This is a genomic window from Allobosea sp. 01N443 (assembly GCF_056399325.1).
Genome location: NZ_JBFTRC010000090.1, coordinates 73,193 through 87,789, shown reverse-complemented (window position 1 = coordinate 87,789; position 14,597 = coordinate 73,193). Strand labels below are relative to the sequence as shown.

Annotated in this window: 18 protein-coding genes; 12 read left to right on the top strand and 6 right to left on the bottom strand. The window is 64.0% G+C overall.

The genetic code is table 11. The features are described from left to right. A partial coding sequence (locus AC1DRP_RS21260) for a SphA family protein (protein WP_476769461.1) occupies positions 1 to 615 on the bottom strand: 615 nt, incomplete at its 3' end. 201 nt (positions 616 to 816) lie between these two features. Between AC1DRP_RS21260 and AC1DRP_RS21255 the strand changes: the two genes are divergently transcribed. Further along, complete coding sequence (locus AC1DRP_RS21255; RefSeq protein WP_476769460.1) at positions 817 to 1,095, top strand: hypothetical protein; 279 nt, start codon at positions 817 to 819, stop codon at positions 1,093 to 1,095. A 114-nt stretch (positions 1,096 to 1,209) separates the two neighbouring features. Here AC1DRP_RS21255 and AC1DRP_RS21250 read toward each other — a convergent pair whose 3' ends face one another. Continuing rightward, on the bottom strand, positions 1,210 to 1,515 hold the full coding sequence (locus AC1DRP_RS21250; protein WP_476769459.1) for a hypothetical protein: 306 nt from the start codon (positions 1,513 to 1,515) through the stop codon (positions 1,210 to 1,212). Positions 1,516 to 1,724: 209 nt separating this feature from the next. Between AC1DRP_RS21250 and AC1DRP_RS21245 the strand changes: the two genes are divergently transcribed. Beyond that, entirely contained in the window at positions 1,725 to 1,988 is a 264-nt protein-coding gene (locus AC1DRP_RS21245) for a hypothetical protein (protein WP_441492480.1), read from the top strand. A 120-nt stretch (positions 1,989 to 2,108) separates the two neighbouring features. Continuing rightward, the gene (locus AC1DRP_RS21240; protein ID WP_084651267.1) at positions 2,109 to 2,414 is read left to right on the top strand and encodes a hypothetical protein; all 306 of its coding nucleotides are present in this window, start codon (positions 2,109 to 2,111) and stop codon (positions 2,412 to 2,414) included. A 191-nt stretch (positions 2,415 to 2,605) separates the two neighbouring features. Here the strand turns inward: AC1DRP_RS21240 and AC1DRP_RS21235 are convergent, their stop codons facing one another. Then, positions 2,606 to 3,208 (bottom strand): hypothetical protein, encoded by a 603-nt coding sequence (locus AC1DRP_RS21235; protein WP_441492481.1) that lies wholly within the window; start codon positions 3,206 to 3,208, stop codon positions 2,606 to 2,608. A 192-nt stretch (positions 3,209 to 3,400) separates the two neighbouring features. Here AC1DRP_RS21235 and AC1DRP_RS21230 point away from each other — a divergent pair, with 192 nt between their 5' ends. The 4 genes from AC1DRP_RS21230 (at position 3,401) to AC1DRP_RS21215 (ending at position 7,265) form a co-directional block, all read left to right on the top strand. Further along, positions 3,401 to 3,670: a hypothetical protein gene (locus AC1DRP_RS21230; protein ID WP_441492482.1), complete on the top strand. Its 270-nt coding sequence runs from the start codon at positions 3,401 to 3,403 to the stop codon at positions 3,668 to 3,670. A 115-nt stretch (positions 3,671 to 3,785) separates the two neighbouring features. Beyond that, entirely contained in the window at positions 3,786 to 4,106 is a 321-nt protein-coding gene (locus AC1DRP_RS21225) for a polyhydroxyalkanoic acid system family protein (protein ID WP_476769458.1), read from the top strand. Between the two features lie 216 nt (positions 4,107 to 4,322). Then, entirely contained in the window at positions 4,323 to 6,056 is a 1,734-nt protein-coding gene (gene ybaL, locus AC1DRP_RS21220) for a YbaL family putative K(+) efflux transporter (protein ID WP_476769457.1), read from the top strand. 279 nt (positions 6,057 to 6,335) lie between these two features. Then, complete coding sequence (locus tag AC1DRP_RS21215) at positions 6,336 to 7,265, top strand: lipid kinase (RefSeq protein ID WP_441505760.1); 930 nt, start codon at positions 6,336 to 6,338, stop codon at positions 7,263 to 7,265. A 92-nt stretch (positions 7,266 to 7,357) separates the two neighbouring features. Here the strand turns inward: AC1DRP_RS21215 and AC1DRP_RS21210 are convergent, their stop codons facing one another. Next, entirely contained in the window at positions 7,358 to 7,729 is a 372-nt protein-coding gene (locus tag AC1DRP_RS21210) for a YciI family protein (RefSeq protein ID WP_476769456.1), read from the bottom strand. A 144-nt stretch (positions 7,730 to 7,873) separates the two neighbouring features. After that, positions 7,874 to 8,758, bottom strand: a complete 885-nt coding sequence (locus AC1DRP_RS21205; RefSeq protein ID WP_476769455.1) for a LysR family transcriptional regulator — start codon at positions 8,756 to 8,758, stop codon at positions 7,874 to 7,876. A 99-nt stretch (positions 8,759 to 8,857) separates the two neighbouring features. On the opposite strand from AC1DRP_RS21205, the gene AC1DRP_RS21200 reads away from it, so the two are divergent. Further along, positions 8,858 to 9,457: an N-acetyltransferase family protein gene (locus tag AC1DRP_RS21200; protein WP_476769454.1), complete on the top strand. Its 600-nt coding sequence runs from the start codon at positions 8,858 to 8,860 to the stop codon at positions 9,455 to 9,457. After that, positions 9,454 to 10,626: an MFS transporter gene (locus tag AC1DRP_RS21195; protein ID WP_441505756.1), complete on the top strand. Its 1,173-nt coding sequence runs from the start codon at positions 9,454 to 9,456 to the stop codon at positions 10,624 to 10,626. The genes AC1DRP_RS21200 and AC1DRP_RS21195 overlap by 4 nt, the downstream gene beginning before the upstream one ends. Positions 10,627 to 10,656: 30 nt before the next feature. Here AC1DRP_RS21195 and AC1DRP_RS21190 read toward each other — a convergent pair whose 3' ends face one another. Further along, positions 10,657 to 11,286 (bottom strand): GntR family transcriptional regulator, encoded by a 630-nt coding sequence (locus tag AC1DRP_RS21190; RefSeq protein WP_441505755.1) that lies wholly within the window; start codon positions 11,284 to 11,286, stop codon positions 10,657 to 10,659. Positions 11,287 to 11,478: 192 nt separating this feature from the next. Here AC1DRP_RS21190 and gabT point away from each other — a divergent pair, with 192 nt between their 5' ends. From gabT to AC1DRP_RS21175, 3 genes are read left to right on the top strand one after another with little or no spacing between them, the layout of a single operon-like run. Continuing rightward, complete coding sequence (gene gabT, locus AC1DRP_RS21185; RefSeq protein ID WP_476769453.1) at positions 11,479 to 12,834, top strand: 4-aminobutyrate--2-oxoglutarate transaminase; 1,356 nt, start codon at positions 11,479 to 11,481, stop codon at positions 12,832 to 12,834. A gap of 7 nt (positions 12,835 to 12,841) precedes the next feature. Then, positions 12,842 to 13,819 (top strand): aminopeptidase, encoded by a 978-nt coding sequence (locus AC1DRP_RS21180; RefSeq protein ID WP_441505753.1) that lies wholly within the window; start codon positions 12,842 to 12,844, stop codon positions 13,817 to 13,819. Beyond that, positions 13,816 to 14,592, top strand: a complete 777-nt coding sequence (locus AC1DRP_RS21175; RefSeq protein ID WP_476769452.1) for an enoyl-CoA hydratase/isomerase family protein — start codon at positions 13,816 to 13,818, stop codon at positions 14,590 to 14,592. The genes AC1DRP_RS21180 and AC1DRP_RS21175 overlap by 4 nt, the downstream gene beginning before the upstream one ends. Positions 14,593 to 14,597: the final 5 nt, after the last annotated feature.

The following is a 14,597-nucleotide window of genomic DNA, read 5'->3' as shown; positions in this document are numbered from 1 at the left end:
GACTTCCAGCCCCGTGGTCGTGTTGAGATAGGTCACGGCGCCGTAGAGGTCGCCAATCCAGCGATTGAGCGCGACATTCGACAGCTGGCCGTCCTGATAGGCGCCGGCGGGAATGTTGACGGCAACACCGGTCGTCCAGTGGAAATTGCCGGAATGCCAGCCGATGAAGCTGGTGACGACGGGATCGCCGATGTTGAAGGTGGCGTCGCGCTGGCTGAAGGCGAAAGCTCGCCCCAGGCGCGGGGCGGCAATTAGGGCTCCGGCGCTGACTCTCGGAATGCCGAAGGGCAAGGTCACGGCGAAGCCGAGATTGCCGCCCAGGACCTCGAGCGGAGTCACCCAGGTCGGTGTCAGGAAATCGACCCGCGCCTCGACCTTGACGTCGCTGAGGACGGCCCCGCCGAGCTGGAGACGGCGGGAGCCCGGCAAGCTGCCGGAATAGCTGTAGAAATCATTCTGAAAATAGAAGCCCGGCGGCGGCACCAGGCCCGACAGAGCCCCGCGCAAGCCCGGGATATAAAGACTAGCGCCGCCTTCGGTCGCAAATGCCGGGCCCGCTGCCAGGCCGGCGAAGGCGCAGATTGCGGCACCGATTTTCAAAACGTGCCGCCGCATCGATTCGGTCCCCACATCGTGATGGAGGGAAGCTGGGCCGGCCTCGGTTTCATCGTCAAGCGAAGAGTTTCGGTGCAGAGACAGAAGACTGGCGAAGGTTTTCGAGTGTGGTGTTTACGACCCGGTAAGACGCAGACGATGTTATGCTGGGGGTGCAAGACGGGTGCCCAGACCGAAGAGGCTCCAATCCATGACTGTCTCATGAGCAGAGTTCTGTTGAGCGGCCTTGCGGCAGCGACAATCGTCGCTGCACTGTCGTCGCGCGCCGAGGCTTTCTGGGAGCGCTCCCAGATCATGGCCTGTGCGGAAGCCCAGTCCGAAGCAGAGCGGATCAGGCGGCAATGCTGGATTTTCGCTCCTGTGCCGGAGTTTCCGGCGCCGGTGCTGTCCGGGTACCGGTATGTGCCTTATGAGAAACGCTCCGGGCGCGCGCGTGGTCCCTGGCCGAATGGCGAGAAGGTCATCCGGCGCCTCGGCTAGGTCTTTCCTGAACCGAACGAGCGTTTGCCGCGGCGTTTCCTATTGTCGTGCTGCCGCGAAGGAACGAACGAAACCCGACGCAATCCGAGCCTCGGGCCGATCCCCAGGCGGGTCTCAGCACTTATAGACTGTGCCGGCGGTGCTGGGTCCCTTCCAGGTATGGGCTGCGACCGGTGAGACCACATGTGTCCCGCCGGCTTCGGCGGCACGGATCTTCAGCYTGGCAAGGGCACTGTCGCGGGCGCTGTCGATCAGCAGCGTCTGATTGATGGTCGAATCGCCATTGATCTCCGCGATCTGCTTGCAGGCTTGAACGATTTCCTTGTTCTCCGTCACGACGACTGCGTTGGAGCGCGAGTTCGGAACGGCGCAGGCGGCGAGTGCGAGCGTCGACAGGAGCAGTATCGGGCGCAGTAGCATCGGGGTCTTTCCTGAAGGCCTGTGTGTGGCCATATCACATTTCGCACGATCAGCCGCCTGGCTGCAATTTCGGGAAACAGGCCGCCGCGGACGATCGCATTGAACCGCGGACGCAGGTGTTCTATCCCGGGGCCGCTTTCACTCAGGTCGCTTCAAGAGCCGCAGGCCCATCGCGCCGCAGCCGGCGACCTTTCGCATAAGGATCGACCATGGCCCGCAAGAAATCCAAACCGCTCGATGCCGAGTTCGTCATGTTCGACATCGTCTATTCCGATGGCTCGCGCTCGTCGAACCGGCGGGTTCCCTCCGACCTGCTCGGCGGGCTCGATGGTGACGAGCCGGCGCGCGAGGCCATCATGGAACAGGACCAGATCATCGCGGAGAAGTCCGGCAGGCCGGCTCTCGCGATCACCTCGCTGACCCGTTCCGGAAAGGCCGCCCCGGAAAAGCCGGCGCAGAAAGCCCGCCGCTAGCACGCGTAACCGCGACGCCACACATGCGGAAACCTTAATATCTCGTCTGCCTTGACGGTTGCCGTAGCGATAGTTTTCATGCGAATTGGCGGTCTTGGGTGGCTGAAAAAGGATATATTGATGCGTTCTCTTATTGTCGTGGGGCTTCTGGCCGCGGGGCTGGCCGGCTGCCAGACTGCACAGGAATCGATGGCCGACGCAGAAATCACCTGCGAAGCTCAGGGCTTCCGTCCGGGCACGCGCGCTTATCAGCAGTGCCGTTCTGCCAATTATGTCGAGAACCGCCGTGCATCGAATGAGACCGCCAGTGCGGTGACCGCCGGCGTTGCCGCGGGCGTCGTCGGCGGCGCAATTGTCGGTGCCGCAGCGTCTCGCCCCTATTACGGTCGCGGCTATTACTATGGCCGTCCCGGCTACTGGTGGTGACATTCCATTTCCGGGAGGCTTCGGCCTCCCGGTTTTTGTTTGAAGCGCGCACTGGTTGGTTGACCGGCTGCAGGTCTCCCCGATCACTTTTTAAGATCACCGGACTGGATCTCGAAATCCGTCCAATGATTTCACTTTTCTGTTTGCATCGGCTTGCCCGAAGGCCGCGATCCACCTCTCGGGCCGATGCTCTAGCGTTTCGTGCTGCGGCGTCGCACCGGAGCCGGCGCTGGCTCGCTCGATGACGTCAGCAGCGAGCCGAGCACATAGACCGCGATGCCAATGCCGAGCAACGCTGCGAGCGGCTCCTTCTCCGTCCGTTTCGCCAGCAGGCGGCTGCCATCACGGGCATAATCCTGGGCGATATTGCCTGACGATTGCAGCCAGCTTTCGCCGGCCTTCATCGAATCTCTCCCCGCCTTGATCATGTCGTCTCCGCCATAATCGGAGAAGAGCCGGCGCAGGCGCCCGTAGTCGGGCTCCCATTGCGGTCGTGCGGGTCGCATGCTCGCCCAGGCGATCAAGCCGACGCTGAGGGCGCCGAGGCCGAAGGCGACGACCGGATGGCGTTGGATGGCGCGCAGGGCAACCTCGCCCTTTTCCTGGGCGTAATGCCCTGCCTCGCCGGGATCGACATCGCGGATCGCGTCCTTGGCGCGATCATAGCCATCCTTGACGGTCCCAGCGAGATCGGCCGCCTTGGCGCGGATCGTATTGCCGGCACGCTTGGCCTCATCCTCTGCCTCGTCCCAATCCTTCGGCATGTCGGGCGGAAACGCATTGTTGGTCGCCATCGCGGACACTCCAGTCTCTCGTTTCGGGTGTGCAAACTGAACGATGCTGTAGCGACAGAGTTCCGTCAGCGTTCACGGAAATGTGCCGAGCCTGCCGGCTAAGGCTTGTTGAGGCCGACTTCCGGTCACGAGGGTGCCCAGATTGGATGCGAGGTCGTCACCATCCGATCGGGATCGACTAAGGAGATGATCATGGAAACACAGCACCTTCAGATGCAGTGCAACCCCATCATGACCGACCCGGAATGGATTGCCCTTGAAAGCCTCGACGAGGAGACCAAGCACTTCATCTTCGACGATGCCGTGTTGCTGTCGCTGCGGCAGCGGGGACTCGTGGAGCCGGCCGATGGCCTGTGGCGTGTCACTGCGCGCGGCCACCGGGCTCTGAGCGAGCGCAACTATTGGTGGCTCGCGCATACCCAGGCCTCGCGCTCGCTCTGCTCCAGCGCGTTCTCGGGGTGAGCGGAAGCCCTTTCGGCCAAAACCCGGTCTCTTGGCCATCATTGGCCGGGTGTGCCTCTGGATATCGCGCGGCGATACATCACATGACAGTCAGTCGTCCTGATTGAAGAGCGCCATGGCCAAGCCTGTCAGCATCACCGTTTCTCATGACCTCGGACGCGAGGCCGCCCTGGACCGGCTGCGCAGCGGCATCGACCGCATCCGCGACAAGCTCGGCATGGTGAAGATGCAGCTGGTCGAGGAGAACTGGGACGGGGATGCCGTCCAGTTCGGCGTCGCCGCACTCGGCTATACCGTCAGGGGCAAGCTCGAGGTCGAGGAGACGCTTGTCCGCATCGAGGTGATGTTGCCCTGGGTGCTCGCGGTCTTCGCCGAGAAGCTCGAGCTCGGCGTCGAGAAGCAGGGACAGGTCCTGCTCGAGAAGCCACGCTCCTGATCACAGGTGGCGGGCGCTGCCGGAACGCTTCGCGTTCGTAAAGTTTCCGTTCACCATCAGGCTGCTGCAGTGACCCATTGCGACAATTCGCCGGGCACGATCGGCAATATTATTGCTGCCTGAAGCGAGAGGGGCGGCGCGCTGCGGTTGAAATTCCACCTTCCGCCCGCMATGGTCTGACAACCCCTTTTCATCACTCACCGCTCCGGGAGACCAATGCATCACGGCCCGCTGATCGCCATCCTTGTCGCGGGCCTCGGCCTTGCTTTCGTCTTCGGGGCGCTTGCCCAGAAATTCCGCTTCCCTCCTCTCGTCGGTTATTTGCTCGCAGGCGTCGCGGTCGGGCCCTTCACCCCGGGGTTCGTCGCGGATCAGGGGCTTGCCAATCAGCTGGCCGAAATCGGCGTCATCCTGCTGATGTTCGGCGTCGGCCTGCATTTCTCGCTGAAGGACCTGCTTTCCGTCAAAGCCGTTGCCGTGCCCGGCGCCATCGTTCAGATCGGCGTCGCGACCTTGCTGGGCCTCGGCCTCGGCTTGCTGCTGGGCTGGACATGGGTCGCAGGCGTGGTCTTCGGCCTCGCTTTGTCGGTGGCGAGTACGGTCGTGCTGTTGCGGGCGCTCCAGGAGCGTCGCCTCGTCCAGACCGAGAAGGGCAAGATCGCGGTCGGCTGGCTGATCGTCGAGGATCTCGCCATGGTCCTCGCGCTGGTCCTGATTCCGGCGGTCGCTGATGCGCTGAACGGCGCGCGGCCGGGTGCGCCGAGCCCGCTTGCGGCCCAGTTCGATCTGGGGCTGTGGGGCGTGCTCGGGCTGACCCTCGCCAAGGTCATCGCCTTCGTCGCGTTCATGCTCATCGTCGGTCGTCGCGTCATTCCCTGGTGCCTGCACTGGGTCGCCCATACCGGCTCTCGCGAGCTGTTCCGGCTGGCGGTGCTCRCTGTCGCTCTCGGTGTCGCCTTCCTGGCAGCCAGCCTGTTCGGTGTCTCGTTCGCACTTGGTGCCTTCTTCGCGGGCATGATCTTGAGCGAGTCACCGCTCAGCCAGCGCGCTGCGGAGGAATCCCTGCCGCTGCGCGATGCCTTCGCGGTGCTGTTCTTCGTCTCGGTCGGCATGTTGTTCGATCCGGGGATTCTGCTGCGCGCGCCGGGCCCGCTGCTCGCGACGCTCGCGATCATCCTGGTCGGAAAATCGGTGGCGGCCTGGCTGATCGTGCGCGCCTTTGGCCGGTCGAATGCCGTGGCGCTGACGATCTCGGCCAGCCTGGCGCAGATCGGCGAGTTCTCCTTCATCCTGGCCGGGCTTGGCGTTTCGCTCGCGATCCTGCCGGAGCAGGGGCGCGACCTGATCCTGGCCGGCGCCATCCTGTCGATCCTGCTCAACCCGGTCCTGTTCGCGATCGTCGAGAAGATCAGCGCGGAGACGCAGCCGGCGAAGCCGAAGCCGAGCGTGGCGGCGCCCGCGCCGGCGCCTGAGCCCGAACGGGATATCGTGCCGACCTCGCTTTCCCAACACATGATCGTCGTCGGTTACGGTCGTGTCGGCTCATTGCTGGGGGCCGGGCTGCTCGCGCATGGCGAGAAGCTGCTGGTGATCGAGGACCAGTCCGATGCGATCGAAACCGCCAGGCGCGATGGGGCCGAGATCATCGTCGGGAATGCGGCTGATCCCGAAGTCCTTTCGGCTGCGGGTGTGGCGCGGGCCAAACGGCTCTTCGTGGCGATTCCGCAGAGCTTCGAGGCCGGCCAGGTTTGCATGCAGGCCCGACGCGACAACCCGACGCTGCCGATCGTCGCCCGCGCGCATTCGGATGCGGAGGTCGAGCACCTGACCAAATGCGGTGCGACGCTGACGATCATGGGTGAGGCCGAGATCGCGCGTGCCATGCTGGCGCTGTGCGTGAGACTGGGGTCGGCGCCAACCGAGCCGCCGCCGCCGGCAGAAGCAGCCTGAGGTTTCCGCTGGACCCCACGATATCCGCGATTGCCGGAAGGCGCCTTCGTAGGTCTCGGTGGAAGCGAGTTCTTTCGGATTGAGCCGGGCGGCCCAATGCCTCACGCCCGTTCGCGAGTGTGCTCAGGTGGGCTCGGTTTCCGATTTCGGCGCATCGGGAAACCGGTCCGTCCGATCAGGCATACCCCGGTCGGACCGCCGGAGACGGGGCCTTGCGGTTGAAATCGGCGGGCAGCTTCCCCACCTGCCTTGCCCGATGTCCTGCCAACCCAAGAGCCGATGAGCCAATTGATCCAGAAGCGCGCGCTGCTGCTGCGCAATCCCAAGGCGCGGCGTGGCCAGGAGTCGATCACGCCCCTCCTCGAGCGGCTGGAAGGCGGCGGGCTCACCGTAAGCGTTGAAACCTTCGAGGCATTGCCCGAGATCGCCCGCGATATCGTACGCCTGCGCCACATGGCGGATCTCGTCATCGTTTGCGGTGGCGATGGTTCGGTGTCCTCTGCGGCGCTCGCGGCGATGGAAAGCGGCCTGCCGCTGGGCATCATCCCGATGGGCACGGCCAATGACCTGGCTCGAACGCTCGACATCCCGATGGACCTGCTGGCAGCCGCCGATGTGATCGCGCGTGGCGAAACGCGCCCGGTCGATGTCGGCACGGTCAATGGCCACGCCTTCTTCAATGTCGCGAGCATCGGGCTGAGCAGCGAGCTCGCGCAAAGTCTCGACCCGGTGCTGAAGCGGCGTTTCGGAAGGCTGGGTTACGCGCTGGCCGCCATGAAGGTCATGACCCGGGCGTCCAGGTTCAGCGCGACCATCACCGAGAAGGGGCGGGCGATCGACGTCGAGACCTATCAGATCGCGGTCGGCAACGGGCGGCACTATGGCGGTGGCAATGTGGTGCAGGAGAATGCCGAGATCGATGACGGGCATCTCGACCTCTACAGCCTGGAGATGACGAACCTCTGGAAGCTGGCATTGATGCTGCGTTCATTCCGCTCGGGAACTCATGGTGCGTGGCGCGAGGTTCGCACTGCGAAATGCGTCGAGTTCGACATCGAGACGAAGAGGCCCATGCCGATCAACACTGACGGCGAGATCGTCACTGCAACGCCGGCCCATTTCAAGGTTCATCCCAAGGCCATCTCGATCTTTGCGCCGGCCTCCGCCACGCATTTGGCAATGGCGCGCCCTTCCTTGTATCACCGTTGACGAGGCGCTTTGGCGTGGCAGGGCTGCCTGGCAACATGGCCGCGATGCTGGGCGGACGGTAAAGCCGAGCCTCGCGACCTGCTCCGCAACCGTCAGGCAGGCACAGTGTCTGCCGCGGGCATCGCGGCCTTCATATCCATCCACGCCAGCTCGAGGACATGGCCGTCCGGATCCTCGAAGGCGCGGTTATACAAGAAGCCCAGGTCAATCGGGTCACGAACCTCGATCACATAGATGCCGAGCAACTGTTCCTTTGTCTCGGCAAAGGGACCGTCGGTGACGAGTGTCCCGCTCTTGCGCACGCTTGTCGCGGTATTGGTGGGCATCCGCCGAACCACCGGCCTGAACGTCCGGCCCGATTTGTCGTGTACGGCAATCAACCGGTCGACGACGACCGCTTCCTCCTCGCGCGACCAGGCGGTCGTGATATCCTTGTCATGGTAGCACAGCACGGTGTAAAGCATCTGCAGACCTGCCTTCGGTTCAAGGACGAAGCTTGAGCCCCCGTGCCGACATGTGGTGCCAGAATTTTGCCGGGTGGCCTGCCACCTGAAAAGATCGCGCTTGCCACGAACTCGCAGTGTCCCGAAACGCGCTGCCGGGATCGTTCAGACGGACAGCTTGCCCAACGCGCGGATCGTTTCCATGAGGCCCTTGTGCAGTTTCTTGTCGCGCCGGACGACGATCGCCAGCGTGCGCTTGAGGTTCGGGGTCAGGCTCCTCACCGCGACGCCGGATGGTGCTCGGTGGCCTGCGACGGCCATGCCTGGCAGGACGGCACAGCCCAGCCCTGCACCGACGAGTTCCTTGATGGCTTCGACGCTCCCCAGCGACATGATCGGCCTGAGCGTCACCCCAGACTGAGAGAGCCACGCATCGGCAATGCTGCGCGTCCTCCCGCCGGGCTCGAAAAGAATCACGGGCCGTCCGGCGAGCCAGGCCGGGTCGACCTTGGCGGGAAGCGGCATGTCCTGCGGCGCGATGAGCACGAACTCGTCGTCGAGCACCGGGGTCACGTCCAGCATGCGGCCCGCTGCAGGCAACGTCACCAGTGCGATATCGATCGCGTTCTCCTCGATGGCCTTGAGAAAATCGGTCGTGTTGCCGGTGGTGACCGTGATCTCGAGCGTCGGGAATTTCCGGCGGAGTTCCTTCAGCACCGGTGGCAGCAGATAGATGCAGGCCGTTGCGCCTGTTCCGAGCCTGACACGTCCCATCGCGCCCTTGCCATGCCGTGCCATGGCTTCGGTCGCGCTKCCGACCAGGCGGCCGATCTGGTGCGCATAGCCCAGGAGTTCATCACCTGCCGGGGTTGTCTGGCATTTGCGGCCGATCCGTTCGATCAGCGTCACTCCCAGACGCCGCTCCAGCTGGCGCAACTGCAAGCTGACCGCGGGCTGCGAGAGCCCTCGGCGTTCGGCCGCAGCGGTGAAGCTGCTCAGCTCCACGACGTCGACGAAGGCCTGTAACTGATCGAGACTGAGATTGGACACCCAAAGAATATCTCATGCTCCGTATAATGAGGCAAATCTTCCCTAATGACGGAGGGAGGCGTAGCCAGGGTGCCAGGATCCACCTTCGAAGAGCGAAACATGCCCAGCCTGGCGGAATGCCCATCACAGCTATCGGCCATCTCGTCGTCCAGGGTCGCAATCCGCGCGGCGCAAGAGCGCGACCTCGAGACCATCCAGGAGATTTATGCGCACCATGTTCTGCATGGGCTCGCCAGTTTCGAGACCGTTCCGCCTTCGCTCGACGAGTTGGCGGCCAGGCGCGCCGCTGTCCTCGATCTCGGCCTGCCCTTCCTGGTTGCGGAAATCGACGCGGCGGTCGTCGGCTACTGCTATGCGACGTGCTACCGGCCCCGGCCCGCCTATCGTTATACGGTGGAGGATTCCGTCTATGTCGCGCCGGGAATGGCAGGGCGCGGCATCGGGAGCCGGCTCCTGGCCGCCCTCATCGACCACTGCGAGAGGGGCCCCTGGCGCCAGATGGTGGCCGTCATAGGCAATAGCGACAATCGTGGTTCGATCGCCTTGCACGGCAGGCTCGGCTTCGAACCGGTCGGCACGTTTCGGGCAATCGGCTTCAAGCTGGGAGGGTGGCTGGACACGGTGCTGATGCAAAGGGCGTTGGGCCAGGGAGCCCATACGCCACCAGATGACGGTTCGTATCCATCGGCCTCGGCATGATGCGCCCCTGGGCGGTCTTCAATCTCGGTCTCACGCAGCTCATCTCGTGGGGGGTGACGTATTACCTGATCGGCGCGTTCGGCAATCTGATCGTCGCGGATACGGGCTGGTCGCGAGAGGCGGTCTACGGAGGGTATTCGCTTGCCCTCCTGGTGATGGGGCTGAGCTCTGCGCCGATTGGCGCACTGATCGATCGAAGGGGAGGGCGCTCCGTCATGATCGGGGGAGCGTGGCTCAATGCGCTCGGCTGCCTCTTGCTCGCGCTGGGAGGCAATCTCGCGCTCTACTTCACGGCCTGGTTCATGCTCGGTCTGGGCATGCGCATGTCGCTCTACGACGCTGCCTTCGCCACCCTGGCGCGGTTGCTGGGTAGCGACGCGCGCCGCCCGATATCCCAGATCACGCTCCTGGGAGGCCTGGCCTCGACGGTCTTCTGGCCGATCGGCAGTGCTCTTGCGGAAACCCTGGGCTGGCGGGGAGCCGTGTTCGCCTATGCGGCGATTTCTCTGCTGGCGATCCCGCTGCTGATCACATTGCCCGTCCCCTCGCGGCCGATCAGGTCGTCCTCCCGGTCCAGTACCGGCCGCATCGAAACCCCGCGTCGGAAGATTTGGGCGGCAGGCCTGTTTGCCTTGATCGTGACGCTGGCGAACTTCCTGAATTCGGCGATGTCGGCGCACATGATTGCGATGATGGTCGGCCTCGGGTTGAGCGCGTCGACTGCAATCATGGCCGCGAGCTTCCGTGGGATCGGCCAGTCGGCGGCGCGCCTCTGCGAGGTCCTGTTCGGAGCCCGGGTCGATCCCATTGCTCTCAACCTCTTTGCCACCGTCGTCCTGCTCGTCAGTTTCGTCGCTGGCTTCCTGGCGGTGTCGACTTGGCAGGCTGCGCTTGTCTTCGCCTTCATGTATGGCGCCGGCAACGGCTTGCTGACGATCACGCGGGGAACCGTGCCGCTCATCCTGTTCGATCCGGCGAGCTATGGACGCTTCGTCGGGACACTCGTGGCCCCGAGCTTCCTGCTATCGGCCACGGCGCCGATCGCCTATGCGGCCACGATCACGCGCTACGGCGACGCGGGTGCGCTCCTGCTGTCGGCCGCGGTCGCAACCGTCGGGGCCTTCGCAGCGCTCGCCTTGTTCGTTCTCGGCCATGTGCGAGCACCCTGACCTGGGCGAAGCCGGGCCGCCGGCGTTTCGCTAAAGGACGTAATCCTTGTAACGCTCGATGTATTCGCGCGCGCTCCGGTTTAGTTCTCTGATGCGCATCTCGGCGTCGTCGGCGTCGCCTCGGATGATCGCTGCCAGTACGGCCCGATATTGAAGTATGCCCGCCTGGGCACGGCCGGGAAGGAGCGCCACCCGACGGATCGTGACACGGGTGCGGTCGTAGATGCGCTCGAGCAGATCGGTGAGGACCGGGTTGCGCGCGGCTTCGGTTATGCGGGTTCGAAACGTCTCGATTGCCTCGACATGGCGGTCGATATCGCCTGCCTTCAGGCTTTCCTCGAATGACGGGCCGAACAATTCGCTGATGTCGTCCCAATCGCCCCTTTTCGAGTTCAGGGTCGCCAGCCGAACGGCGAGGCCGTCGAGCGCTTCCCGTACCTCGTAGAGGCGATATGTGGTCTCCATATCAACCGCGGAGACGATTGCACCCTTGTTGGGTTCTCGTGTGATCAGGCTGCGGTCTTCCAGCGTCGCCAGCACCTCGCGCGCCTTAGCTCGCGGCAAATCATAGGCCTGGGCCAGATCCTCTTCCGGAATGCGGCTGCCAGGGCTGATCGCCCGCGAGGAAATTTTCCTGCGCATGTCGGCGATGGCGCCCACGACAGTCGCCGCCTTTCTCTTTTGCCTAGGCATTCTGCAACCTCACGGTGTCGGTTCCCTTCGATAGAGCGGCTGAACAGATAGATCAATCGTCTCGACAACAGATTGTACAATCGATTGCAAGATAGTTGACACACGAAAATGTACACGCTTAACTCCACTCATGGCGATTGCCGCCGGGGAGGGAGCCGCATGAGGCTGAATCAAGAATTGGCCGTTCCGGGCCCTGAGTGCGCATCGTTGCTCGACAGGCGGAATGCCGCCGTGGCGCGTGGCGTCGCGAATGGCCCGCCGGTCTTTGCTTCACACGCCTCCGGCGCGAAGCTGACGGATGTCGACGGCAATGCGTTCCTGGATTTCGCGGGCGGAATCGGCACGCTGAACGTGGGGCACGCGCACCCGGACGTAGTGCAGGCGGTGAAGGCCCAGGCCGACCAGTTCCTGCATACCTGCTTCAATATCGTTATGTATCCCGGCTATGTCGATCTGGCCGAGAAGCTCATCGAACTCGTTCCCGGTTCATGGCCGAAGAAGGTCATGCTCCAGACGACCGGCGCGGAGGCGGTCGAAAACGCCATCAAGGTGGCGCGCAGCGCGACGGGGCGCCAGGCTGTCATTGCTTTCGAAGGAGCCTTCCATGGCCGTACCTTCATGGCTCTGTCGCTCACCGCGAAGGCGCCGGCCTATAAGAGCGGGTTCGGGCCCCTGGCGTCGGAGATCTACCGCGCGCCGTTCCCGGTCCTCTATCGTTCCGGCCATGAAAGCGAAGAGGCTTGCAGCGCGGCCGCCTTCGCCGAGTTTGCTCGGCTGGTCGAAATGGAGGTCTCTCCCGACGCCGTCGCTGCAGTGATCATCGAGCCGCTTCAGGGCGAGGGCGGCTTTCATGCTGCGCCTGCGCCCTTCCTGAGGCAGCTCCGCGAATACTGCACGCGGCACGGTATCGTGCTCATTGCCGACGAGATCCAGTCCGGTTTCTGTCGGACGGGCGAGTGGTTCGCGACGCAGCATGCCGGCATCGAGGCCGACCTTTACACACTCGCCAAATCGATGGGCGGCGGGCTGCCGATCGCCGCGTTAGTCGGACGCGCCGAGCTGATGGATGCGCCCCGTGTCGGCGGTCTGGGCGGGACCTATGGAGGCAATCCTCTTTCCTGCGCCGCCGCCCTGGCCACGATCGCGGTGATGGAACGGGATGATTATCAGGAGAAGGCCCGCCGCATCGGTGCGGTCGTCGAGGATCGTTTCTCCGGCTGGGCGCAGCAATAWGCGATCGTCGGCGATGCGCGTGGCCTCGGGGCGATGCGAGCCATCGAGATCGTCCGGGATCGCAAATCTCACGCGCCGGCCGGCGATCTGGCGGCTCAGATCGTCGAAGAGTGCTATCGCAATGGTCTGATCCTGGTGAAGGCTGGCTTCCACGGCAACGTCATTCGCTTCCTTGGGCCGCTCTCGCTGGAGGCGGAGGAGTTGGAGCGCGGCCTCGGCATTCTCGGCGATGCGGTCGCCGCCGCAGACCGGCGCGCCAGCCCGCTGGCAATGAGCGCCTGAGATCGACATGAACACGCTTCTCAAGCTCAAAAATGCGCGCAAGGTCGTGAAACTGCTCGGCAATGCCGGGTCGGACAGCCAGGTTCTGGTCCTTTACGACCTCTTCACCGATCATAATGTCGAGGCGCTGGCGATCGCCCTGTCCGAAGCCGGCGCGGGCGTGCACCTCATGCAGATCGAGGGCTCGTCGAGACATGGGCGGCAGCTCTCCGAGATCACCGCGCAAGCCATGAAGGCGTCGGATCTCGTCATCGGACTGACCCGCGCCAATATCGCACACACACAGGCGCGTCAGGAGGCCACGCGCGCCGGTGTGGGAGTCATCGTTCTGCCCGAGTCGCATCAAGGCGATTTCTTCCTGGCAGAGGGTTGGGAGGCGGATTTCGTGGCCTTGCGGCCGCAGATCGAATGTCTGGCCGATGCCTTCACCCAGGCCGGCACTGCCCGTGTCACCAGTCCMGACGGGACGAACGTGACCATGAGCATCGCCGGGCGACGTGGTCGCGCCCTTCATGGCTTCGCCAACACGGTCGACATCTCCGCAGGCTACTGTCTCGAGGCTAGCCTGGCGCCGGTGGAGGGAACGGCCGAGGGCGTCATTGTCGTCAACGCCAGCATTCCAGGCGTGAGCCTGATCCGTGACGAGCCCGTCCGCATCCACATGGAGAAGGGCATGGCGGTCGCGATCGAAGGCGGAGCCGAGGCCCGGATGTTCAGCGACCTCCTGAAGAGCTTCAACGATCCGCTGGTCTATAATCTCGGTGAACTCGGCGTCGGCATGAATCCGAACTGCGTTCTCGACGGCACCATGCTGTCCGATGAGAGCGTTTACGGCTCGATCCAGCTTGCCCTCGGCACCAGCGCCTATATCGGCGGCACAGTAAAGGCCGCTGCCCACTACGACACCATCCTCACCGACGCCACGCTCGAGCTGGATGGACGCGCCGTCCTTCGCGGCAGGGACCTGCTGCTGGAGTACGTATGATGGGCATCGAGGTTTCGCGCGACGGGACAGGCGTGGTGACGGTCCTGCTCAACCGTCCCGAGAAGCGCAACGCTTTCACCATGGAGATGTACCAGGCGTTCGGCGCAGCCTTCTCCCAGCTTGAGAGTGATGACGCGGTCCGCTGCGTCGTCGTCAGGGGCGCCGGCGGGCATTTTTGTGCCGGGAGTGACATTGGCGGCTTCGGGGATGATCGCGACGGGCGCCAGCAAGCCCGCGACTATGCCGACTTCACGCTTGCGATGACGGACCGGCTCAAGAACCTGCGTCACCCGACTGTCGCCTGCATCGAAGGCGCTTGTGTCGGGGGCGGCCTGGAGATCGCCTCGATGTGCGACATCCGGATCGCGGCGTGCTCGGCCCGGTTCGGAGTGCCGATCAACCGCATTGGCATCACGCTGGACTACCGCGAGCTTGAGGACATCGTCGCCGTCATCGGCCATTCCGCGGCGCTCGAAATCCTGCTGGAAGGTCGAATCTTCGGAGCCGAGGAGGCTCTGTCGAAAGGACTCGTGACCCGGCTTGCCGATGATGATGCCGTCGCCGCCGAGGCCTATGGCGCCGCAGAGCGGATCGCCGGCGCGGCGCCTCTGGTCAATCGCTGGCACAAGAAATTCATCCAGCGCCTGCGGCAGGGCGGGACGCTGACGCCGGAGGAAAGTGACGAAGCCTATGCCTGCTTCGACACCGAGGATTACCGGCTGGGCCGAGCGGCGTTCGGACAGAAGATCAAGCCGGCTTTTGTCGGGCGCTGACAAGA

What these genes read in the sequence shown, in the direction of transcription:
- AC1DRP_RS21255 (WP_476769460.1), top strand. Translation starts at nt 817, where the DNA reads ATGAGCAGAGTTCTGTTGAGCGGCCTTGCGGCAGCGACAATCGTCGCT.
- AC1DRP_RS21245 (WP_441492480.1), top strand. Translation starts at nt 1,725, where the DNA reads ATGGCCCGCAAGAAATCCAAACCGCTCGATGCCGAGTTCGTCATGTTC.
- AC1DRP_RS21240 (WP_084651267.1), top strand. Translation starts at nt 2,109, where the DNA reads ATGCGTTCTCTTATTGTCGTGGGGCTTCTGGCCGCGGGGCTGGCCGGC.
- AC1DRP_RS21235 (WP_441492481.1), bottom strand. Translation starts at nt 3,208, where the DNA reads ATGGCGACCAACAATGCGTTTCCGCCCGACATGCCGAAGGATTGGGAC.
- AC1DRP_RS21230 (WP_441492482.1), top strand. Translation starts at nt 3,401, where the DNA reads ATGGAAACACAGCACCTTCAGATGCAGTGCAACCCCATCATGACCGAC.
- AC1DRP_RS21225 (WP_476769458.1), top strand. Translation starts at nt 3,786, where the DNA reads ATGGCCAAGCCTGTCAGCATCACCGTTTCTCATGACCTCGGACGCGAG.
- AC1DRP_RS21215 (WP_441505760.1), top strand. Translation starts at nt 6,336, where the DNA reads ATGAGCCAATTGATCCAGAAGCGCGCGCTGCTGCTGCGCAATCCCAAG.
- AC1DRP_RS21210 (WP_476769456.1), bottom strand. Translation starts at nt 7,729, where the DNA reads ATGCTTTACACCGTGCTGTGCTACCATGACAAGGATATCACGACCGCC.
- AC1DRP_RS21200 (WP_476769454.1), top strand. Translation starts at nt 8,858, where the DNA reads ATGCCCAGCCTGGCGGAATGCCCATCACAGCTATCGGCCATCTCGTCG.
- AC1DRP_RS21195 (WP_441505756.1), top strand. Translation starts at nt 9,454, where the DNA reads ATGATGCGCCCCTGGGCGGTCTTCAATCTCGGTCTCACGCAGCTCATC.
- AC1DRP_RS21175 (WP_476769452.1), top strand. Translation starts at nt 13,816, where the DNA reads ATGATGGGCATCGAGGTTTCGCGCGACGGGACAGGCGTGGTGACGGTC.